Genomic DNA, 22,542 nt, shown 5'->3' on the forward strand with positions numbered 1-22,542 from the left:
GGGAGCGGGCTTGCCCGCGAAGCAGCCAATGCCAATCTCACAGCCCCGCAATATGCGTCACATCCTGCCGATGCGATTGCAGGTAAGGCAGCACCGCCCCCAGCAACGGCGCCTTGAACGGCTCCTGAAAACGGTGCGCCAGCCCCGGTATCAAGCGCAGCTGGCTGCCCTGGATATGCGCCGCCAAGTGCACCCCATGCATCACCGGCAACAACGGGTCGGCCGTGCCATGCACCACCAGCGTCGGCACGCGCAGCTGGTTGAGCAACGCCACGCGGCTCGGTTCGGCCAGGATCGCCATGATCTGGCGCTTGGCACCATCCGGGTTGAACGCCCGGTCATAGGCCACCGCTGCCTGCTGCAACAAGGCGGCCCGATCATCACGCACCTGCGGGCTGCCCAGTGCCGCCAGCAAGTCAGCCTGCTGCTCGATCGCTACCTCACGGTTGGGCGCACTGCGCCGGGCCAACAGCTGCACCAGGGCAGGGTCCGGCGCGGGCAGCCCTGCGGCGCCTGAGCTGGACATCACCAGCGTCAGGCTACGGACCCGCTCCGGCGCCATTGCCGCCAGGTGCTGGGCAATCATCCCGCCCATGCTGACCCCCAGCACATGAAACTGGCGTATGCCCAATGAATCCATCAAGCGCAGCCCATCCCCAGCCATGTCGGTGAGCGTATAGGGGGCGGAAACCGGCAGGCCGAGCTTGTAGCGCAGCAGCTCTACCGTCAGGTTGGCCGAGGGTGGCAGTTGGTTCCAGCGCGACAGGCCGACATCGCGGTTGTCGTAGCGTATGACCCGAAAACCCTGGCGGCACAAAGCCTCGACCACGTCGTCCGGCCAATGGATCAGTTGCCCGCCCAGGCCCATGACCAGCAGCAATGCAGGGTCTCGCGGCGCACCGACGCTTTGGTAAACCAGGCTCAAATCACCCAGTTCGGCCCGTTGTACCGCTACCTGCGTGTCACAGCGTTGGTCGGCGAAACTCGCCGGCACGCTGAAAAGGAAGAAGAGAAACAGCAACAAAGCCCGCATGAAAGAAACACCAGAATGCAGATCCCCAGTAGAGCGCGAGTTTGATGAATTTCTGTCGAGCGCGCTGCCACAGTTCAGTGACAGTTTGATGACCCCCGCTGAGTGGTGTGGCCAACGGTCCAGTCGACAGCCTGGGCAACATGAGCGAAACTCAACTCAATTCCTTCCCTTTGGCATTCAACCCTCGGAGTCAGCAGTGCTGGAGATCCGCCACCTGAAAACCCTTCATGCCCTGCGCGAGGCCGACAGCCTGGTAGAGGCCGCCGAACGCCTGCACCTGACGCAGTCGGCGCTGTCGCACCAGTTCAAAGAGCTGGAAGAGCGCCTGGGCTTGCCGCTGTTCGTGCGCAAGAGCAAACCGATCCGCTTCACCAGTGCCGGCCTGCGCTTGCTGCAACTGGCAGATGCCACGCTGCCGCTGCTGCGCGGCGCCGAGCGTGACATCGCGCGCTTGGCCGGTGGCACCGCCGGGCGCTTGCACATGGCCATCGAATGCCACAGCTGCTTCCAATGGCTGATGCCGACCATCGACCAGTTCCGCGATGCCTGGCCGGAAGTCGAGCTGGACCTGGCCTCGGGTTTTGCCTTCGCTCCCCTGCCCGCGCTGGCCCGTGGCGACCTGGACCTGGTGGTCACTTCCGACCCATTGGACCTGGCCGGTATCACCTACGTGCCGCTGTTCACCTATGAAGCCATGCTCGCCGTGGCCAACCAGCACCCGCTGGCCAGCAAGCCTTACATGGTGCCGCAAGACCTGCTCGACCAGACCCTGATCACCTACCCGGTGGAACGCGATCGCCTGGATATCTTCACCCGCTTCCTGGAGCCGGCCGACATCGAGCCAGCCGCCGTGCGTACCTCGGAGCTGACGGTGATGATGATGCAATTGGTCGCCAGCGGCCGTGGCGTGTGCGGCATGCCGCACTGGGCACTGCACGAGTACAGCTCGCGGGGCTACGTGAAAGGCAAGCGCCTGGGCGAAAAGGGCCTGTTCGCCACGCTTTATGCGGCGGTGCGCACCGACATGCTCGATGCGCCGTACATGCGCGATTTCTTGCTGACCGCCAAGGACACTTCGTTCGCCACCCTCGATGGGGTCAGCGCGGTACGCTGACGGCCTGGCGGTACAACGGCAGGATCAGGTCGCGGGTTAGCGGCGCCAGCTCAAGCGCAGGCGCCTGGTCCGCAGCCAGCCAGACGACTTCTTCGATTTCCGCCGCCGGGGTCACGGCTTCGGCGCTGTCGACGCGAAACAGTTCGGCTTGCACCTGGTAGCCTGGCTCGTTGGCAGCCGGCGCGCTGAACTGGCCGAGGTGGACGGCCTGGGCGGGGTCGATGCGCAGGCCCAGCTCCTCATGCAGCTCACGCACCAGCGCCTCTACCGGCGACTCACCCGCATCGATCTTGCCGCCGGGCTGCATGAAGGCCACGGTGCCGCGCTTGCGCACCAGCAAGGTGCGGCCCTGGGGGTCGATCAGCAGGGCGGCGGCGATGCGAAGGGTGTTGGGCATGGAATGGGCTCGCTGCAAAAGCCTGAGAGGATCCCATGGGGTTCATCGCCTGACAAGGTCGGTGCAGCCTGCCCTCACAGACGAACGGCCCCTTGCCAACCCGCCGCGCACCCGCCATAACCAACACATGAACCTACCCGCCCAACAGCACCCGGTGCTGGCGCTGTTCCACCCCGCCGTCGGCACCTGGTTCCGTCGCCATTTCGCCACGGTCACCGACGCCCAGGCGCGTGCCTGGCCATTGATTCACGGCGGCCAGTCGATGCTGCTGGCCGCACCGACCGGCTCCGGCAAGACCTTGAGCGCCTTTCTGGCCGTGCTCGACGAACTGTTCTGCCAAGGCCTCGAACACGGCGGCGAACTGCCCGCGTGCACCCAAGTGGTGTATGTCTCGCCGCTCAAGGCGCTGTCCAACGATATTCGCCTGAACCTGCAAGCACCGCTCGAAGGCATCAGCCAGGCGCTGGAAGACCAGGGCCTCAAGCCGCCCCGCATCAGCACCGCAGTGCGCACCGGCGATACACCGCAAAAAGAACGTGCAGCCATGCGCAAGCTGGCCCCGCATATCCTGGTGACCACGCCGGAATCACTCTATGTGCTGATGGGCTCGGCCTCGGGGCGCGCGGGCCTGGCTAGCGTGCACACGGTGATCGTCGATGAGATCCACGCCCTGGCCGGCAACAAACGGGGGGCGCACTTGGCACTGACCCTCGAACGCCTGCAGGCGCTGACCGGGCGGCCGTTACGTCGCATTGGCCTGTCGGCCACCCAGCGGCCGGTAGAGCGCGTGGCGCAATTTCTGGTTGGCCATCAGCGCCCTTGCGCGATCGTCGACATTGGCCACGCCCGCCAGCGCGACCTGGCCCTCGAGGTGCCGCCCGTGCCCTTGGGCGCGGTGATGGCCACGGACGTGTGGAACCTGGTCTACGACCGCCTGGCAACCCTCGTCCGCGAGCACCGCACCACGTTGGTGTTCGTCAACACCCGGCGCCTGGCCGAACGCCTGACCCGCCACCTCAGCGACCGCCTGGGCAAGGACGCGGTGGCCGCCCACCACGGCAGCCTGGCCAAGGAACTGCGCCTGGATGCTGAACAGCGCCTGAAAACCGGCCAGTTGCAGGTGCTGGTGGCCACGGCGTCACTGGAGTTGGGCATCGACATCGGCGATGTCGACCTGGTCTGCCAGATCGCCTCACCCGGCTCGATCGCGTCCTTCTTGCAACGCGTCGGGCGCTCCGGGCACCAGGTCGAGGGCACCCCCAAAGGGCGCCTGTTCCCCACTTCGCGCGACGACTTGATCGAATGCATCGCCCTGCTGGACTGCGTGCGCCACGGGGAGCTCGACCAACTGCACATTCCCACTGCGCCCCTCGACGTGCTGGCCCAGCAGATTGTCGCCGAAACCAGTAATCAGCCCTGGCAGGAACAAGCGCTGTTCGACTGCCTGCGCCAGGCAACGCCTTACGCCGAACTCGATGTCAACCATTACCAGGCGCTGCTGCGCATGCTCGCCGAAGGCTATAACGGCCGCCAGGGCATCCGTAGCGCCTACCTGCACCGCGACGCGGTCAGCGGCACCTTGCGCGGCCGCCGCGGCAGCCAACTGACTGCGCTGACCAGTGGCGGGACTATCCCCGAAACCGCCGACTACGCCGTGCTACTCGAACCGCAGGCGCTGAACATTGGCAGCGTCAATGAAGACTTCGCCGTGGAAAGCATTGCCGGCGATATTTTCCAGTTGGGCAACGCCTCCTACCGAATTTTGCGCGTCGAATCGGGCCGGGTGCGGGTAGAAGACGCCCATGGCCTGCCGCCGACCATCCCCTTCTGGCTGGGCGAAGCACCGGGGCGCAGTGACGAATTGTCCGCCGCGGTCGCTCGGCTGCAGGCACGCATCGATGAGCGACTGGGGTTGCCCGGCGCCGACAGTACCGCCGTGCTGGGCTGGCTTCAGCGCACCTTCGAACTGGGCGAAGACAGCGCCAGCCAGTTGCTCGATTACCTGGGGCGCACCCGCGAAGTGCTGGGCGCCCTGCCCTCGCAGCAGACGCTGATCATGGAGCGCTTCTTCGATGAGTCCGGCGGTACTCAGCTGATCATCCACTCGCCCTACGGCAGCCGCATCAACCGAGCCTGGGGCCTGGCCCTGCGCAAGCGCTTTTGCCGCACCTTCAATTTTGAACTGCAGGCAGCGGCCAGCGAAGATGCCATCGTCCTGTCGCTGTCCACCAGCCACAGTTTTGCGCTGGACGAGGTGTGGCGCTACCTGTCCAGCCGCAGCGCCGAACAGCTCCTGATCCAGGCCCTGCTCGATGCGCCCTTGTTCGGCGTGCGCTGGCGCTGGAACGCTGCCGTGGCCATGGCTTTGCCGCGCTTCGTCGGTGGGCGCAAGGTGGCCCCGCAGCTCCAGCGGATGAAAAGCGAGGACCTGATCGCTTCGGTGTTCCCCGATCAAATCGCCTGCCTGGAAAACATCGCCGGCGAACGGCAGATTCCGGATCATCCGCTGGTCGAGCAGACCCTCGACGACTGCCTGCACGAAGCCATGGACAGCGAAGGCTGGCTGGCCTTGCTGCGCCGCATCGAAGGCGGTGAGGTGCGCTTGCTCAGCCGTGACCTGCCGGCCCCGTCGCCACTGGCCTCGGCCATCCTCAACGCCAGGCCCTACGCCTTTCTTGACGATGCGCCCCTGGAAGAGCGACGCACCCAGGCCGTGCTCAACCGGCGCTGGAACGAACTGCACAGCGCGGATGACCTGGGCGCGCTGGACACCGATGCCATCGCCGCCGTAGAGAGCGAGGCCTGGCCGCAAGCGGCTAACGCCGACGAGATGCACGAAGCGTTGATGAGCCTGGGGGCCATCACTGCCCATGAAGTGCAGGCCAACGCCCCTTGGGATTTGCTGCTTCGGCAACTGGCCAAAGCGGGGCGCGCCTTGCGCCTGCCGGATCAACAGCTGTGGCTGGCGCGTGAACGCCTGAGCCTGCTGCAACGTGTGTATCCAGGTTCAGCCACCGAACCTGCGCTGAACGTGCTGCCAGGCTTCGAGCAGGCCATCGAGGCGGACAATGCGCTAAGCGAACTGCTGCGTGCCCGCTTAAGTGGCCACGGCCCGCAAACCTTGGCGCAGATCGCCACCCCGCTAGGCAAGCCGCAGCCAGACATCGAACAGGCCCTGGCCCGCCTGGAAGCCGAAGGCTACGTGTTGAGCGGCTATTTCAGGCCTGCGGAACAACAGCTGCAGTGGTGCGAACGGCACTTGCTGGCGCGCATCCACCGCTACACGGTCAAACGCCTGCGCCGGGAGATCGAACCGGTCAGCCTGCAAGACTTCATGCGCTTTCTGTTCGACTGGCAGCACCTGGCCGCAGACGAGCGCCTGCGCGGGCCACAGGCCGTGGCCGAAGTGCTGGCACAGTTGCAGGGCTTCCCCGCTGCGGCCGGCGCCTGGGAGGCGGAGCTGCTGCCGGCACGCATCCAGGACTACAGCCCGCACTGGCTCGACGACACCTGCCGCAGCGGGCAGTTTGCCTGGAGCCGGCTGGCGACTACGGTGGCCAGCACGACCTTGGCCAGTACACCGCTGGTGCTGCTGCCGCGCGAACACCTGGGCCTCTGGCGCAGCCTGGCGCCCGTACCGGCAGTAGACGAGCTCGGCCCGCGGGCGCAACGCGTGCATGACGTGTTGCAGGCGCATGGGGCGTTGTTCTTCGATGAACTGACGCAGGAAGCCCACCTGCTGCCCAGCGAACTGGAAACCGCATTGCAGGCACTGGTGGGCTTTGGCCTGGTGGGTGCCGACAGTTTTATCGGGCTGCGCAGCCTGATCACGCCAGCGGCAAAACGCACCTCGCGCAACAGCAGGCGCGGCCATGCCCCCCTCTCCACCAGCATGGCCCACGCCGGCCGCTGGGCGCTGTTGCGCAGGGGCACTGCTGCAATAGACGAAAGCCAGCGTCTGGAGCACATCGCCCGCGCCCTGTTGCGCCGCTATGGGGTGATCTGCTGGCGGCTGCTGGAACGGGAAAGTGATGTATTGCCGCCCTGGCGCGAATTGCTGCGTTGCTATCACCGCCTGGAGGCCCGCGGCGAAATCCGGGGTGGGCGCTTCATTGCTGGGCTGGCCGGTGAGCAGTTCGCCTTGCCAGAGGCTGTAGGCCTGTTGCGGCAAGTGCGCCGGCGTGAACCAGAGGGGGCCCTGGTGATGGTCAGCGCCAGCGACCCGCTCAATGTGGTCGGGTCATTGCTGCCGGGGGCGAAACTACCCGCGGTGAGCGGTAACCGCTTGCTGTACCGCGATGGGGTGCCGGTGGCGGTGCGAGTCGCCGGGCGTTATCAGTTCCTCATCGAGGCCTCGGTGGAGGAACAGGACACCTGGCGCCGCAGGTTGTTGAGCGATGCACGCTGAAGCGAATGATTTTCGATACCCCGATTTTCATTTTCAGCATCGCCCAACCGGGCTATGGTCGGGGTTTGCCCCAGGCCCTGAGCCTGACCGCGCCATCGCAAGGACCCCGTATGAGCCTGTCACTTCTCAGCCGCTACGCCTTCTTCGCCGCCTGTGTATTGTTCACCCTGGCGAGCCTGCCGTTCACCCACCATGAATGGTTGTGGCCATTCACCCTGACCACTGCCGTGCTCAGCCTGATCGGTGTGTTCGACTTGCTGCAGCAACGCCACGCCGTACGCCGCAATTACCCGATCCTCGGCAACATCCGTTACCTGGTCGAGGGCATTCGCCCAGAGATTCGCCAGTACCTGCTCGAAGCCGACAGCGACGCCCTGCCCTTCTCCCGCGCGCAACGCTCGCTGGTCTATGCCCGGGCCAAGAACGAAGCCTCGGACAAACCCTTCGGTACCCTGATCGACGTGTATGAGTCCGGCTTCGAATTCATCGGCCACTCCATGCGCCCGGCACCGCTGACCGACCCGGCGAGCTTCCGCGTCATCGTCGGCGGGCCGCAGTGCCGGCAGCCGTATTCGGCGTCGATCTTCAACATTTCCGCCATGAGCTTCGGCTCACTCAGCGCCAACGCCATCCGCGCCCTTAACCAGGGCGCGAAGCTGGGCAACTTCCACCACGATACCGGCGAAGGCAGCATCAGCCCCTACCACCGGGAACACGGTGGCGACCTGGTCTGGGAGCTGGGCAGCGGCTACTTTGGCTGCCGCACGCCTGACGGGCGCTTCGACCCCGAGCGCTTCGCCGCCCAGGCACGCAGCCCGCAGGTGCGCATGATCGAGATCAAGATGAGCCAGGGCGCCAAGCCAGGCCACGGCGGCATCCTGCCCAAGCACAAAGTAACCCAGGAGATTGCCGAAACCCGCGGCGTGCTCATGGGCGAGGACTGCATCTCGCCGTCACGCCACAGCGCCTTCTCCACCCCAATAGAAATGATGCAGTTCATCGCCCAACTGCGTGAGCTGTCGGACGGCAAGCCGGTCGGCTTCAAGTTCTGCCTGGGCCACCCGTGGGAGTTCATGGGCATCGCCAAGGCCATGCTGGAAACCGGCATCCTGCCCGACTTCATCGTCGTCGACGGCAAGGAAGGCGGCACCGGCGCTGCGCCGGTAGAGTTCACCGACCACATCGGCGTACCGCTGCGCGAAGGCCTGCTGTTCGTGCACAACACCCTGGTGGGCCTGAACCTGCGCGACAAGATCAAGCTCGGCGCCAGCGGCAAGATTGTCAGCGCGTTCGATATCGCCAGCGTGCTGGCCATCGGCGCCGACTGGGCCAACTCGGCGCGCGGCTTCATGTTCGCCATTGGCTGCATCCAGTCGCAAAGCTGCCACACCAACAAGTGCCCGACTGGCGTGGCCACGCAAGACCCGTTGCGCCAGCGTGCGCTGGTGGTGCCGGACAAAGCCCAACGGGTGCTGAACTTCCACCACAACACCCTGCGCGCCCTGGCCGAAATGCTGGCAGCGGCCGGCCTGGACCACCCTGCGCAACTGGAGGCCAAGCACTTGGTGCGGCGTGTGTCGGCCACGGAGATCAAGCTGTTCTCGCAGATGCACGTATTCCTCAAGCCGGGCGAGCTGCTGACCGGCGAGGTGAATGGGCAGTTTTATTCGCGGATGTGGCAGCTGGCCAGGGCGGATAGCTTCGAGCCGAACAGTGAGGTGGCAGCCTGACATGGCTGGGGCCGCTATGCGGCCCCAGTCAGTTCACATCAAGATGCGGTGCTCGCTACCCCTTGCGCCTCCTTCGGCGCCAGGCGGAAGGTGTAGTACAAGGCGGTCAGCAAGACCAGGAACGCCGGCCCGATGTACAGCGCCACGCGGGTATCCTCGAAATACGCCATCAGCCCCACCACCAGCACCAGGAAGGCCAGTGCCAGGTAGGAGCTCAGCGGCCACAGCCACATGCGGTATTTCAACGCCTTGCGCTCGGCAGTCGACAGCCCGGCGCGGAATTTGAGCTGCGCCAGCAGGATCATCACCCAGGTCCAGATCGCGCCGAAGGTGGCGATCGAGGTCACCCAGACGAAGACTTTCTCCGGCACCAGGTAGTTGGCCAGCACGCCCAGCAACAGTGCACCAATCGACAGCAGCAACGCATTGCGCGGCACACCGTTTTTCGAGGTGCGGGCAAAGGTCGCCGGGGCCTGGCCATTTTGCGCCAGGCTGTAGAGCATGCGCCCAGTGCTGAAAATGCCGCCGTTGCACGACGACAGCGCCGCCGTGATGACCACGAAGTTGATGATGCCGGCCGCAGTCTTGATGCCGAGGCGCTCGAAGGTCATCACGAACGGGCTGCCCTGGCTGCCGATCTCGTTCCATGGGTAAATCGACAGGATCACGAACAGCGCCCCCACGTAGAACAGCAGGATGCGCCAGAACACCGAGCCGATGGCCTGGGGGATGGTTTTTTGCGGGTTGCGCGCTTCGCCGGCGGTCAGGCCGATCATTTCCACGCCCAGGTAGGCAAACATCACCATCTGCAGCGACATCAGCACACCGGTCACGCCGTTGGGCATGAAGCCGCCATTGCTCCACAGGTTGGAAATACCCACCGCCACGCCGTCGTTGCCCAGGCCAAAGGCAATGATGCCGATGCCCCCCAGGACCATGGCGATGATGGTGACGATCTTGATCAGGGCGAACCAGAACTCGAACTCACCGAACGCCTTGACCGCAACCAGGTTGACCGCGCCCATGCTGCCCAGCGCCGCCAAGGCCCAGATCCAGCGGGGTACGTCGGGGAACCAGATGCCCATGTAGATGGCCACTGCGGTGATTTCCGCCACGCAGGTCACCAGCCACAGGAACCAATAGTTCCAGCCGGTGAGAAAACCGGCCAATGGGCCAAGGTAGTCCTGGGCGTAGCGGCTGAACGAGCCGGCAACGGGGTTGTGCACGGCCATCTCACCGAGGGCGCGCATGATGACCAGGATGGCCAGGCCACCGATGATGTAGGAAAGCATGATGGCAGGGCCGGCCATTTCGATGGCTTTGGCCGAACCGAGGAAGAGACCGACACCGATACAGGCGCCCAGCGCCATAAGACGGATGTGCCGTTCGCCCAGTTCACGCTTGAGAGGGCCGCCTTGTGCGGTCTCGGCATGGGCAGGGTGGTTGCCGACTGGCATAGCAATACAACCTCATTTTGTTATTGGATTTGACCTTCGTGCCGCAACTGCCGCGCCGATAGGCGGGGCGTTGATTGGCCGGGCTGGCCTTGTGGGCCGGCCCGTGTGCCGGAGTAGAGCGTCCGGCAGGTCGAAGGGGCGAGCAGTATAGGAAGCTACCTGTAGGGATTTTCACTGTATAAACGGGTAAATTTGGCGAGAAATCTCGGGTCTATTCCACAAATGATAGGGTTCTGAGGCTGTTACACGCCGCAGATTCAGGGCGACACCTTACCAACATCACCTGGTCCCGAAACCCACACCAAAGCCGCATATCCCTACGCCACTTTTCTCGCCTTCCTACAAATTTTTCACCCAACCCGGTCAACGTCTAAGCTTCAGACAAGCAAGACGAAAATACCTGGCCGGATTGAAGACTATGGGCGCACTGTGGCAATCGGAACCAACCAGAACGGAAGCACCCGCAACCCCTCCGGCCGAGACGCCACCTGCAAAGTCCCCACGTCAGCGTCGGCTCTGGTGGCGGCTGATCATTCTGATCCTGCTGGTGGCCCTCATCGCCCTGGGCTTTGCCGCCTATGACGAATTCCGCACCTCCAACCTGCAATCGCGGGAGTTCAGCAAGCTCGCCACCACCCTGACCTACTCGCTGCAGCCAGGTCCCAGCGATGCCATCGTCTACCCCGGTGAAGGCCCGTTCGACAAACGCTTGGGCTACAGCGCGCTGGGTGAATTCCTGCCGCGGCTGCTCAAACGCGACTACCTGATCAGCGAACAGGTGCAGTTCTCGCCCGCGTTGATGGACTACGTCGATCACGGCCTGTTCGCCCCCTATATCGAGAAAATTCAGGCTGGCCTGTCGATTACCGACTGCCGTGGCGACACGCTGTACCAGTACAACTACCCGCAACACCTGTACCCGGACTTTGCAGCGATCCCGCCGGTGATGGTCAACAGCCTGTTGTTCATCGAAAACCGCGACCTGCTCGACACCACCGACCCGCGCAACAACCCGGCAGTCGACTGGCCGCGCTTCGCCAAGGCCGCCTACAGCCAGGTGGCCAAGTACTTTGCCTTGCCCGGCCAGTCGGCCGGTGGCAGTACCCTGGCGACGCAGCTGGAGAAGTACCGCCACTCGCCGGATGGCCTGACCGTGTCCGGCGCTGAGAAGATCCGCCAGATGGTGTCCGCCAGCGTGCGTGCCTACCAGGGCGGCCCGGACACCACCGAGGCCCGGCAGCGCATCGTGCGCGACTACCTCAACAGCGTGCCGCTCTCGGCGGTGCCCGGCCACGGTGAAGTGCATGGCATGGCTGAAGGCCTGCGGGTGTGGTACGGCGCCGATTTCGACCAGGTCAACCAGGCCCTGCTGTCGACCGCCAGCGACCCCGAAAGCCTCGCGGCGCGTGGCCTTGCGCTGCGCCAGGTGCTGTCGCTGATGATCGCCCAGCGTCGCCCCTCGCATTACCTGTCCAAAGGCCGGGTCGAACTGGCCGAGCTCACCGATTCCCATGTCCGCGTGCTCGCCGCCAACAAGGTCATCGACCAGCCGCTGGCCGATGCGGCACTGGCCAGCAAGGCGGTGTATCGCGACTGGGTGGCACAACCGACCATCGTGCCGATCATCACCAACAAGGGCATCAGCCTGGCCCGCAACCGCTTGGCGGCCATGCTCAACCGCCCGCTGTACGACCTCGACCGCCTCGACCTGTCGGCCACCAGCACCCTGCAGGCTGACCTGCAGATGCAGGTCAGCCAGTACCTGAAGAACCTCTCGGACCCTGAGTTCGCAGCGCAGATCGGGCTGATCGGCGAGCGCCTGCTGACCACCAAGACCACCGACCAGGTGCGCTACAGCTTCACGCTGTTCGAGCGCACCGCCGATGGCTCGAGGGTGCGGGTGCAGACCGACAGCACCGACCAGCCGTTCGACATCAACGAAGGCAGCAAGCTGGAACTGGGCTCGACGGCCAAGCTGCGGGTACTCACCACCTACCTGGAAATCATCGCCGAGCTGCACGACAAGTATGCCGGCAAGCCCGCCGCCGAACTGAAGAAGGTCGAGGTGGCCGAACTGGACCGCATCACCCAGTGGTCACTGGAATGGCTGATGCAGAACAGCAAGGACCAGAACCTCGATGCCATGCTCGACGCCGCCCTGGAACGCAAGTATTCGGCCAACACCGGCGAAGCCTTCTTCACCGGGGGTGGCATGCACGTGTTCAACAACTTCCGCAAGGAAGACAACAGCCGCAACCCAACGCTGAAGATCGCCTTGCGCGAATCGATCAACCTGCCGTTCATCCGCCTGATGCGCGACCTGGTGCGCTACGTCACCTATCAGCAGCCATTCAATCGCGTACCGCTGCTCAAGGATGACGCCGACCCCCGCCGCCAGGAGTACCTGGCCCGTTTCGCCGACAAGGAGGGTACCAACTACCTGATGCGCTTCTGGAAGAAGTACCAGCGCAAAACCTCGCAGCAACGCCTGGACACCTTCCTCGACAGCATGCGCGTGACCCCGCAGCGCCTGGCGGCGGTGCACCGCTACCTGTTCCCCGAAGCCGGCCAGGAAACCTTCAACGCCTTCGTACGCGCGCACAGCAAGGACGACAAGATTGCCCTGGGCAAACTCACCGACGGTCGCCTGTCGGAAATGTACGACGCCTACGGCCCGGGCAAGTACGACTTGCCCGACCAGGGCTACATCGCCAAGGTCCACCCGCTGGACCTGTGGCTGCTCGGTTACCTGCTCAAGCACCCAAGCTCGACGCTGACCGAAATGGTCAATGCCAGCCGCTTCGAACGCCAGGAGGTGTATGGCTGGCTGTTCAAGAGCCGCCATCAGGGCGCACGCGACAGCCGTATCCGCACCATGGTCGAGATCGAAGCGTTCCTCGACATCCACCAGCGCTGGAAGCGCGTGGGCTATCCGTTCGACCACCTGGTGCCGTCGCTGGCCACCGCCATCGGCAGCTCGGGTGACCGCCCGGCCGCCCTCTCCGAACTGGTCGGCATCATTCAGAACGACGGCGTGCGCCTGCCGACCTTGCGCATCGACACCCTGCACTTCGCCGCCAACACCCCCTACGAGACCAAGTTGGTGAGTGACCCGGATCGCGGCCAGCGGATCCTCCCAGTGGAGGTCGCGCGGGCCCTCAAAGGCGCCATGTCGCAAGTGGTCGACGCGGGGACTGCACGGCGTATTTCCGGCAGCTTCAAACTGCAGGACGGTACACCGCTGGTGATGGGCGGCAAGACCGGTACCGGCGACAACCGCATCGAAAGCTTCGGTGCCGGGGGCCGCTTGATCGGCTCGCGTTCGCTGAACCGCACCGCCACCTTCGTGTTCTTCCTGGGCGATAACCACTTCGGCACATTGACCGCATTCGTGCCGGGGCGCTCGGCCGAAGCGTTCAAGTTCACCTCGGCGTTGCCCGTGCAAGTGCTCAAGGGCATGGCGCCGATCCTCATGCCATACCTGCAGCCGGGCAACCCGAATGAATGCAAAGCGCCGCAGGTTGCCATGCACGGGAGCGACTCATCTAACATTTAGATGATAATCATTGGCATTCAAGGCTTGTCTTTAGATATATCTTGAGTAATATCTTAAGATATATCGAACAAGACGGAGCCCATGTTCATGCGCGACCCTGCACCCCACGATCCTTTCGAGCGCCGCCCCGGCCGCGGCGAACGCGGCCCTCGCGTATTCGCCCCCGGCGACCTCAAGCTGCTGATGCTGGCCCTGCTGGCTGAGCAACCTGGTCACGGTTACGACTTGATCCGCCAGATCGAGAACCTGTTCGACGGCAGCTACAGCCCAAGCCCCGGCGTCATCTACCCGACCCTCAACTTCCTTGAAGAGGCCGAGCTGATCAGCGGCCAAGTCCAGGGCAGCAAACGCCTGTACGCCATCACCGATGCCGGCCGCACCGCACTGGCCGAGCAGGCGGTCGCCCTCGACGGCGTGCGCATGCGCATCGAAGTCAGCAAACGCGCCCTGCGCGGGCACGACCGCCCACCTGAGATCCACGAAGCGGTCGGCAACCTGCGCCATGCGCTGCACATGCACAGCGGGCGCTGGACACCGGAAGAAATCGAACGGGTCCGCGACCTGCTCAACAACACGGCCAAGGCCATTGCCTCCGGGCCGGACGATGCCGTTACGGAGAACACCCCATGAGTGACACCATTCACCGCGTCAACCACGAAATCCGCCAGCGCCGCCTTGACGTGCTGCGCGTCACCGACCTGACCCCACGCATGCGCCGTATCACCTTGGGCGGTGCGGAACTGGCGGGCTTTACCAGCGTCGGTACCGACGATCATGTGAAGCTGCTGTTTGCCGAAACGCCGGCGCAACAGCAAGCCATCGACGCCCGTAACCTGGGCCGCGACGGCGGCGCACGGCCCACCATGCGCGAATACACACCACGGCGCATCGACCTGGTGGCCAACGAACTGGACATCGACTTCGTCCTGCACGGTGATGGCCCTGCCTCCACCTGGGCCGCCCAGGCTGCGCCAGGCCAACACCTGAACATCGCCGGCCCACGGGCCTCGTTGGTGGTACCGGATATCTTCGACAGCTACCTGCTGATCGGTGACGAGACGGCGATCCCCGCTATCGGCCGCCGCCTTGAAGAACTGCCAGCGGGCCGGCACGTGCTGGCGGTAATCCAGATCGAAGACGAACAGGAACGCCAGCCGCTGCCAAGCAAGGCACAGGTGGATGTGATCTGGGTCCGGCGCCAGGAAGAGGACCTGCTCGCCCTGCTGAAGAACCTGACCTTGCCGCAAGGCAGGCTGTACGGCTGGGTGGCGCTGGAAAAAGCCCTGACCCGCCAGGCCAAGGCGTTGCTGCTGGAAAAAGGCGTGCCGGACGATACCTTGAAGGCAGCGGCCTACTGGCGGGCGGACGGTACTGCGGACGACGAGTAAGCGCCGCTCTCGCGTAACGCGCTCGAGCTTCGCCCCAGATAATGGACGGCTGCCCAACATCTGTGGCGCAGCTCAGCTTTCTGTAGGAGCAGCCTTGTGCTGCGAAGAGGCCAGTGCCAGCCCTAGAGATCTAGGGTGATGCCACTGGCCTCTTCGCAGCACAAGGCTGCTCCTACACGCTGACCGCCAACTGCCGGCCGCGCCAGCGGTCCAACCCCAGCAACACCAGCCCGATACCCCAGAACCCCGCCAACACCCCGAGGGCATTGAGCATCACCCGCCCATACCCGAGGCTCGCCACATCGATGAAGGGGTAGGCATACACGCCAATCTCACTGCCCCGCCACAGCGCATAGGCAAAGTACCCCGCCGGGTACAGCGCCCAGCCCGCCAGGTGCCACAGCCGCAAATGGCCCTTAGGCACCGCGCACCACCAGTACAGCACGAACAACGCCGGCATCACATCATGCAGCAACTCGTCTGCCAGCCATTGCCAGCCCTCGGGTTGCCACAAGTGGCGCAGCAGCACGCTGTAGGCCAACGCCACCAGCACGATGCTGGCCGCCACGGCGGAGCTGACCGGCGGCAACAAAAAGAAGCGCCTGGCGCTGCCCTCCCGGCCAAACGCGGCATAGCTCAAAACCGTTGCTACCAGGGTGTTAGTCAGCACGGTGAAATAACCAAACACGTTGACCAGGCCGCCAATCAGGCTGGCCTGCTCCTGCCAGCGCGCCAACAGCACCAGATAGACCTGCACCGCTAGGCCGAACCAACCGAGCACGGCGGCCAGGCTCAGCCACGGATGGCGCCGCACCTCAGGCCTTGCGCTGCAGCTTCACGTACAGCTGTTCGACCTTCTCCCGCGCCCAGGGCGTCTTGCGCAAGAAGGTCAGGCTCGACTTGATGGTTGGGTTGCTCTTGAAGCAACGCACATCGACGCGCTCGGCAAGGCCCTGCCATTCGTAGTGAGCCACCAGTTCGGTGAGGATCTGCTCCAGGGTCTTGCCGTGCAGCGCGTTGTGTTGGGCCGTGCTCATGCCAGTGCTCCAGCGTGGGAAAGGTGCGCACCTTACACGAGTGTAGTGGCCAGGGGACCTCAGGTCGCTTGAAAAACCGCTGGCCAGAGGCGAAAGCCTTGTGCTGAAATAGCAATGTTATACAGTAACAATACAAAAGCCTCTGCCAAGGAACGCCCCATCCCCATGCTGTACATCCCGCTCCGCCTCTCCCCTCTCGCCGTCGCGCTGTGGCTGGCCTCATCACCCAGCCAGGCCGTTGAACTCGAACCCCAGGTCATCACCGCCAACCCGCTGGGCAATCGTCAACTGGCCGCCCCGAGCACGGTCCTCGAAGGTGACAACCTGCTGCAACAGCAACACGGCAGCCTCGGTGAAACCCTGAACAAACAGCCCGGCGTCGCCTCTACCTGGTTCGGCCCTGGCGCCAGCCGCCCGGTAATCCGCGGCCTGGACGGCGACCGCATCCGCATCCTTCGCAACGGCGTCGGTGCATTGGACGCTTCATCGCTGTCCTATGATCATGCCGTCCCGCTCGACCCGGTAACCGTGGAGCGGGTCGAAATCGTCCGCGGGCCCGCTGCCCTGCTCTACGGTGGCAATGCCATTGGCGGTGTGGTCAATACCTTCGATAACCGCATCCCCGATGCGCCGATCGAAGGCATCCACGGGGCGGGCGAGCTGCGTTATGGCGGCGCCGACACCACCCGCAGCAGCGCCGGTAAACTGGAAGCCGGCAACGGCGCCTTCGCCCTGCACCTGGACGCCAACAGCCGCCAGTTCAACGATTTGCGCATCCCTGGTTACGCGCGCAGCTCAAAGGTGCGTGACGCCGACGAGCCGGGCAGCAAACACCGCCTGGAGAACAGCGACGGGCGTCAGGATGGGGGCGCCGTCGGCGGGTCTTACCAGTGGGACCATGGCTATGCCGGCCTGTCCTACAGCCGCTACGACAGCAACTACGGCTCGGTGGCCGAACCCGGCGTACGCCTGGACATGCAGCAAGACCACTACGCATTCGCCTCTGAACTGCGTGACCTCGAAGGCCCGTTCAGCTCGGTCAAGGTCGATGCCGGCTATACCGACTACGAGCACAGCGAAATCGAAGAAGGGGACGTGCACACCACCTTCAAGAACAAGGGCTACGAGGCACGCATCGAGGCGCGCCATCAGCCCCTCGGGCCGGTTGAAGGGGTGATCGGTGCCCAGGTCAGCCGTAACGAGTTCTCGGCACTGGGGGAGGAAGCGTTCGTCCCACATACCGATACCGACAGCCTGGCGCTGTTCATGCTTGAGCAATGGCAGGCCACCGAGCGCCTCAACCTGAGCCTGGGCGCGCGTTTGGAGCACACCCGCGTCGACCCAGATGCCAAGGGCAACGAGACCTTTGCCGCGGCTGACAGCGCCAGCAGTTTCAATGCCTTCAGCCTGTCCTCCGGGGCGGTATACCAGCTCGACCCGGTCTGGGCACTGGCCGCCAACCTTGGCTACACCGAGCGCGCCCCAACCTTCTATGAGCTGTATGCCAACGGTGCGCATGTGGCCACCGGGGCCTACGAGGTGGGCGATGCCAGCCTGAACAAGGAAAAGGCCATTTCCGGCGACCTGGCCCTGCGCTTCGACAACGGCACTCACAAAGGCAGCGTCGGGGTTTTCTACAGCCACTTTCGCAACTACATTGGCCTGATCGGCACAGGCAACCTGCGTGAGGGCCATGACCACGACCATGGCGAGGACGAGCATGACCACGATCATGATCACGACCATGACGGCTTCCCGGAATACCAGTATCAGGGCGTGCGGGCGCGCTTCTATGGCATCGAGGCACAAGACCGCTGGCAACTGGTCGAGAACCGCTATGGCAGCTTCGCGCTGGAGCTGTCCGGCGACTACACCCGGGCCAAGAACCTCGACAGTGGCGAGCCTTTGCCGCGAATCGCACCGCTGCGGCTGAACAGCGGCCTGGTCTGGGCGCTGGACCGCTGGCAGGCGCGGGTCGATGTGCAGCATGCCGCGTCGCAACATCGCACACCGGCCAACGAAACCAGCACCGATGGCTACACCACGCTGGGCGCGAGTGTTGGCTATCGCTTCGACATCGGGCAGAGCGAGTGGCTGGCCTTCGTGCGGGGTGAAAACCTGACGGATCAGACGGTGCGCTATGCCAGTTCGATTCTGCGGGATATTGCGCCAGCGCCGGGGCGCAGTGTGGAAGTGGGGCTGCGTACGACGTTTTGAGCTGTCATCGGGGCGCCCTGCGCCCCCATTCGCGTGTAGGAGCAGCCTTGTGCTGCGAAGAGGCCTGAGCTAACACAGCAAATCTTTACTGATTTCACCGGCCTCTTCGCAGCACAAGGCTGCTCCTACAAACGGCACTGTTACCGGATCGACAACAATCAACTGCGACAATTTGTCTTTTTTTCTTACAACTTCCCCTATATCCTCCCCGCCGCAAGCTGAATCGCTTCATCGACTCCACCTTGTTGTCATCTCCATTGAAGGGCCCGCCCTTCGATGCCCTTGTCGTTTGTTCAATAATCAAAAGATAGCGCTATCTCATGTTCCAGCTGCCCAAAACCTGTTTCATCGGCCTTGCCCTCACCGCCTGTGCAACCCCTGCCAGCGCCAGCGAAATGTTCGCCAGCGATTCCCCGTGGATGCTGGGCGATTGGGGCGGCACCCGCAGTGAATTACTGGCAAAAGGTTACGACTTCACCCTCGGCTATACCGGCGAAATGGGCAGCAACCTGCACGGCGGCTTCGACCACGACCGTACCGCGCGCTACAGCGACCAGTTCACCTTCGGCAGCCACCTGGACCTGGAAAAGATCTTTGGCTGGAACGACACCGAGTTCCAGCTGACCCTCACCGAGCGCCACGGCGACAACATCAGCAACGACCGCATCAACGACCCGCGTGTCGGCGGCTTCACCTCTGCCCAGGAAGTCTGGGGCCGCGGTGAAACCTGGCGGCTCACGCAACTGTGGGTCAAACAGAAGTACTTCGACGGCGCGCTGGACGTCAAATTCGGCCGTTTCGGCGAAGGCGAAGACTTCAACAGCTTCCCCTGCGACTTCCAGAACCTGGCCTTCTGCGGCTCGCAGGTAGGCAACTGGGTTGGCGGCATCTGGTACAACTGGCCCGTCAGCCAATGGGCCCTGCGCGTGCGCTACAACCTCACCGACGCACTCTATGCCCAAGTCGGCGTGTACGAGCAAAACCCTTCCAACCTGGAATCGGGCAACGGTTTCAAGCTCAGTGGCAGCGGCACCCAGGGCGCCATCCTGCCGGTCGAACTGGTGTGGAGCCCACAGGTCAATGGCCTGAAAGGGGAATATCGCGCCGGCTACTACTACAGTAATGCCAAGGCACTCGATGTGCTCGACGACAGCAACGGCCAGCCGGCTGCGCTCAGTGGCGCCGCCTACCGCAGCCGTTCGAGCAAGCACGGCATGTGGCTCGGCGCCCAGCAGCAGGTCACCTCGCTGGCGTCCGACCAGTCGCGTGGCCTGAGCCTGTTCGCCAACGCCACCTTGCACGACAAGAAGACCAATGCCATCGACAACTATGTTCAGGCAGGACTGGTATACAAAGGGCCCTTCGATGCCCGCGCCAAGGACGACATCGGTTTCGCCCTCGCCCGCGTGCACGTCAACCCGGCCTACCGCAAGAACGCCCGCCTGGCCAACCAGGCCGCCGGCCTCGACGACTACGACAACCCTGGCTACCTGCCCGCGCAGGACACGGAGTACAGCGCCGAGCTGTACTACGGCATTCACTTGGCCGACTGGCTCACAGTGCGCCCCAACCTGCAGTACATCCGCCACCCGGGCGGGGTGTCGCAGGTTGACGATGCGCTGATCGGCGGCTTGAAGATCCAAAGCACTTTCTGAATCAACTTTTTTGACATAACGGAGAACCTACGATGAGCACTGACGGTGCCAAGAATGGAACCCGCTGGCTACCGCGCCTTCTGGGCGTGCTGCTGTTGCTGATGGGCCTGGCCCTGCTGGCTGGCGGCATCAAGCTGAGCCAGCTGGGGGGGTCGCTGTATTACCTGATCGCCGGCATCGGCTTTGCCCTGTCCGGTATCCTGCTGCTGGCCCAGCGCCGCATCGCCCTCGGGCTGTACGGCCTGGTGCTGCTCGGCAGCACCGCCTGGGCATTGCTGGAAGTGGGCCTGGACTGGTGGCAACTGGTGCCGCGCCTGGCCATCTGGTTCGCCATTGGCGTGGTCCTGCTGCTGCCTTGGGCACGTCGCCCACTGATCGGCCCGGCCGCCAAGGCCAACACCGCGCTGCTCAGCGTCGCCGTGGTCGCCTCCGGTGCCTGCGCCCTGGGCAGCCAATTCACCCACCCGGGTGAAGTGTTCGGCGAACTGGGCCGCGAGAGCAGTGAGATGGCCAGCGCCGCGCCGGCCATGCCCGACGGCGAATGGCAGGCCTACGGCCGCACCGAGCATGGTGACCGCTATTCGCCGCTGCGCCAGATCACCCCGCAGAACGCCTACCGCCTGGAAGAAGCCTGGCGCATCCGTACCGGCGACCTGCCGACGGACAACGACCCGGTGGAGCTGACTAACCAGAACACCCCGCTGAAGGTCAACGGCATCCTCTACGCCTGCACCGCGCACAGCAAGCTGCTGGCCCTGGACCCGGACACCGGCGCCGAAATCTGGCGATACGACCCACAGGTCAAGAGCCCGGTCGGTACCTTCAAGGGCTTCGCCCACATGACCTGCCGCGGCGCCTCGTACTATGACGAGAACAACTACGTCAGCCGTGATGGCAGCCCAGCACCGAAAATCACCGATGCCGGCAAGACGGTCGCCCAGGCCTGCCCGCGCCGCCTGTACCTGCCCACCGCCGACGCCCGCCTGATCGCCATCAACGCCGACAACGGCAAGGTCTGCGAAGGCTTCGCCAACCAGGGCGTGATCGACCTGACCACCGGCATCGGCCCATTCACCGCCGGCGGCTACTACTCCACTTCGCCGGCGGCGATCACCCGTGATCTGGTGATCATCGGCGGCCATGTCACCGACAACGAGTCGACCAACGAGCCCTCTGGCGTTATCCGCGCCTACGACGTACACGACGGCCACCTGGTGTGGAACTGGGACAGCAACAACCCGGACGACACCAAGCCTCTGGCACCCGGCAAGACCTACAGCCGCAACTCTGCAAACATGTGGTCGATCGCCAGCGTCGATGAAGACCTCGGCATGATCTACCTGCCGCTAGGCAACCAGACCCCAGACCAATGGGGCGCCGACCGCACCCCCGGCGCGGAAAAGTACAGCGCAGGTGTTGTCGCCCTCGACCTGACCACCGGCAAGGCCCGCTGGAACTACCAGTTCACCCACCACGACCTGTGGGACATGGACGTCGGCAGCCAGCCAACCCTGGTCCACCTGAAGACCGCCGATGGCGTGAAGCCGGCGATCATCGTGCCGACCAAGCAGGGCAGCCTGTATGTGCTGGACCGCCGCGACGGCACGCCAATCGTGCCGATCCGTGAAATCCCGACCCCGCAAGGCGCCGTGAAAGGCGACCACACCTCGCCGACCCAGGCCCGCTCCGACCTCAACCTGCTCGGCCCTGAGCTGACCGAACAGGCCATGTGGGGCGCCACACCGTTCGACCAGATGCTGTGCCGCATCCAGTTCCGCGAACTGCGTTACGAAGGCCAGTACACCCCGCCGTCCGAGCAGGGTTCGCTGATCTACCCAGGTAACGTTGGCGTGTTCAACTGGGGCAGCGTGTCGGTCGACCCGGTACGCCAGTTGCTGTTCACCTCGCCCAACTACATGGCCTTCGTGTCGAAGATGGTGCCGCGCGAGCAAGTGGCCGCCGGCAGCAAGCGCGAAAGCGAGACCAGCGGCGTGCAGCCCAACACCGGCGCACCGTACGCGGTGACCATGCACCCGTTCATGTCGCCGCTGGGCGTACCGTGCCAGGCGCCTGCCTGGGGCTATGTGGCGGCCATCGACCTATTCACCAACAAGGTCGTGTGGAAGCACAAGAACGGCACCACCCGCGACAGCACACCTGTGCCAATCGGCCTGCCGGTAGGCGTGCCGAGCATGGGCGGTTCGATCGTTACCGCAGGCGGCGTCGGCTTCCTCAGCGGCACCCTGGACCAGTACCTGCGTGCCTACGACACCAACAACGGTAAAGAGCTGTGGAAAGCCCGCCTGCCGGCCGGTGGCCAGGCCACGCCGATGACCTACAGCGGCAAGGACGGCAAGCAGTACGTGCTGGTGACCGCTGGCGGCCACGGCTCGCTGGGCACCAAGATGGGTGATTACATCATCGCTTACAAACTCGCCGACTAAGCTTCTAGCGGCAAGCTACAAGCCACAAGAGAAAGCGGGGCCTGCAGGGCCCCGTTTTTTTTTGCAGCTTGCACCTTCTAACGCAAAGCTTGAAACCCATCCCCCC

14 protein-coding genes are annotated in these 22,542 nt (G+C 64.3%); 9 read left to right on the forward strand and 5 right to left on the reverse strand.

What is annotated here, in order from left to right:
- Window positions 1–37 precede the first annotated feature (37 nt).
- On the reverse strand, window positions 38–1,033 hold the full coding sequence (locus MFF34_RS22565; protein ID WP_085273565.1) for an alpha/beta fold hydrolase: 996 nt from the start codon (window positions 1,031–1,033) through the stop codon (window positions 38–40).
- A 196-nt stretch (window positions 1,034–1,229) separates the two neighbouring features.
- Here MFF34_RS22565 and metR point away from each other — a divergent pair, with 196 nt between their 5' ends.
- The gene (gene metR, locus MFF34_RS22570; RefSeq protein ID WP_027594174.1) at window positions 1,230–2,147 is read left to right on the forward strand and encodes a transcriptional regulator MetR; all 918 of its coding nucleotides are present in this window, start codon (window positions 1,230–1,232) and stop codon (window positions 2,145–2,147) included.
- Here metR and MFF34_RS22575 read toward each other — a convergent pair.
- Window positions 2,131–2,544, reverse strand: coding sequence for an NUDIX domain-containing protein (locus MFF34_RS22575; protein WP_238216548.1), 414 nt, complete (start codon window positions 2,542–2,544; stop codon window positions 2,131–2,133). The two genes, metR and MFF34_RS22575, sit on opposite strands and share 17 nt — an antisense overlap.
- Before the next feature lie 127 nt (window positions 2,545–2,671).
- On the opposite strand from MFF34_RS22575, the gene MFF34_RS22580 reads away from it, so the two are divergent.
- Both MFF34_RS22580 and MFF34_RS22585 read left to right on the forward strand, forming a co-directional pair.
- Window positions 2,672–6,952 carry a DEAD/DEAH box helicase gene (locus MFF34_RS22580; protein ID WP_238216551.1) on the forward strand — a complete coding sequence of 1,427 codons (4,281 nt, stop codon included), beginning with the start codon at window positions 2,672–2,674 and terminating at the stop codon, window positions 6,950–6,952.
- 110 nt (window positions 6,953–7,062) lie between these two features.
- Window positions 7,063–8,682 carry an FMN-binding glutamate synthase family protein gene (locus MFF34_RS22585; protein ID WP_027594171.1) on the forward strand — a complete coding sequence of 540 codons (1,620 nt, stop codon included), beginning with the start codon at window positions 7,063–7,065 and terminating at the stop codon, window positions 8,680–8,682.
- Between the two features lie 38 nt (window positions 8,683–8,720).
- Here the strand turns inward: MFF34_RS22585 and MFF34_RS22590 are convergent, their stop codons facing one another.
- The gene (locus tag MFF34_RS22590; RefSeq protein WP_027594170.1) at window positions 8,721–10,139 is read right to left on the reverse strand and encodes an amino acid permease; all 1,419 of its coding nucleotides are present in this window, start codon (window positions 10,137–10,139) and stop codon (window positions 8,721–8,723) included.
- Window positions 10,140–10,557: 418 nt separating this feature from the next.
- On the opposite strand from MFF34_RS22590, the gene MFF34_RS22595 reads away from it, so the two are divergent.
- The 3 genes from MFF34_RS22595 to MFF34_RS22605 all read left to right on the forward strand — a co-directional run bounded on the left by MFF34_RS22595 (window position 10,558) and on the right by MFF34_RS22605 (window position 15,083).
- A complete protein-coding gene (locus tag MFF34_RS22595) occupies window positions 10,558–13,695 on the forward strand; it encodes a transglycosylase domain-containing protein (protein ID WP_099430279.1) in 3,138 nt (1,045 codons plus the stop codon).
- Window positions 13,696–13,782: 87 nt separating this feature from the next.
- The gene (locus tag MFF34_RS22600) at window positions 13,783–14,325 is read left to right on the forward strand and encodes a PadR family transcriptional regulator (RefSeq protein ID WP_099430966.1); all 543 of its coding nucleotides are present in this window, start codon (window positions 13,783–13,785) and stop codon (window positions 14,323–14,325) included.
- A complete protein-coding gene (locus MFF34_RS22605; protein ID WP_238216553.1) occupies window positions 14,322–15,083 on the forward strand; it encodes a siderophore-interacting protein in 762 nt (253 codons plus the stop codon). Before MFF34_RS22600 ends, MFF34_RS22605 begins: the two co-directional genes overlap by 4 nt.
- Window positions 15,084–15,255: 172 nt before the next feature.
- Here MFF34_RS22605 and MFF34_RS22610 read toward each other — a convergent pair whose 3' ends face one another.
- Together MFF34_RS22610 and MFF34_RS22615 are read right to left on the reverse strand one after the other, a co-directional pair.
- A complete protein-coding gene (locus MFF34_RS22610) occupies window positions 15,256–15,897 on the reverse strand; it encodes a Pr6Pr family membrane protein (protein WP_238216555.1) in 642 nt (213 codons plus the stop codon).
- 1 nt (window position 15,898) lies between these two features.
- Window positions 15,899–16,120, reverse strand: a complete 222-nt coding sequence (locus tag MFF34_RS22615) for a VF530 family DNA-binding protein (RefSeq protein ID WP_027594165.1) — start codon at window positions 16,118–16,120, stop codon at window positions 15,899–15,901.
- A 165-nt stretch (window positions 16,121–16,285) separates the two neighbouring features.
- On the opposite strand from MFF34_RS22615, the gene MFF34_RS22620 reads away from it, so the two are divergent.
- The 3 genes from MFF34_RS22620 (at window position 16,286) to MFF34_RS22630 (ending at window position 22,436) form a co-directional block, all read left to right on the forward strand.
- Complete coding sequence (locus MFF34_RS22620; protein ID WP_238216557.1) at window positions 16,286–18,337, forward strand: TonB-dependent receptor; 2,052 nt, start codon at window positions 16,286–16,288, stop codon at window positions 18,335–18,337.
- A gap of 320 nt (window positions 18,338–18,657) precedes the next feature.
- On the forward strand, window positions 18,658–19,992 hold the full coding sequence (locus tag MFF34_RS22625) for a carbohydrate porin (protein ID WP_238216559.1): 1,335 nt from the start codon (window positions 18,658–18,660) through the stop codon (window positions 19,990–19,992).
- A 32-nt stretch (window positions 19,993–20,024) separates the two neighbouring features.
- Complete coding sequence (locus tag MFF34_RS22630; protein WP_238216560.1) at window positions 20,025–22,436, forward strand: glucose/quinate/shikimate family membrane-bound PQQ-dependent dehydrogenase; 2,412 nt, start codon at window positions 20,025–20,027, stop codon at window positions 22,434–22,436.
- Window positions 22,437–22,542: the final 106 nt, after the last annotated feature.

This window comes from Pseudomonas sp. PAGU 2196, assembly GCF_022179005.1.
Lineage (GTDB): Bacteria > Pseudomonadota > Gammaproteobacteria > Pseudomonadales > Pseudomonadaceae > Aquipseudomonas > Aquipseudomonas kermanshahensis.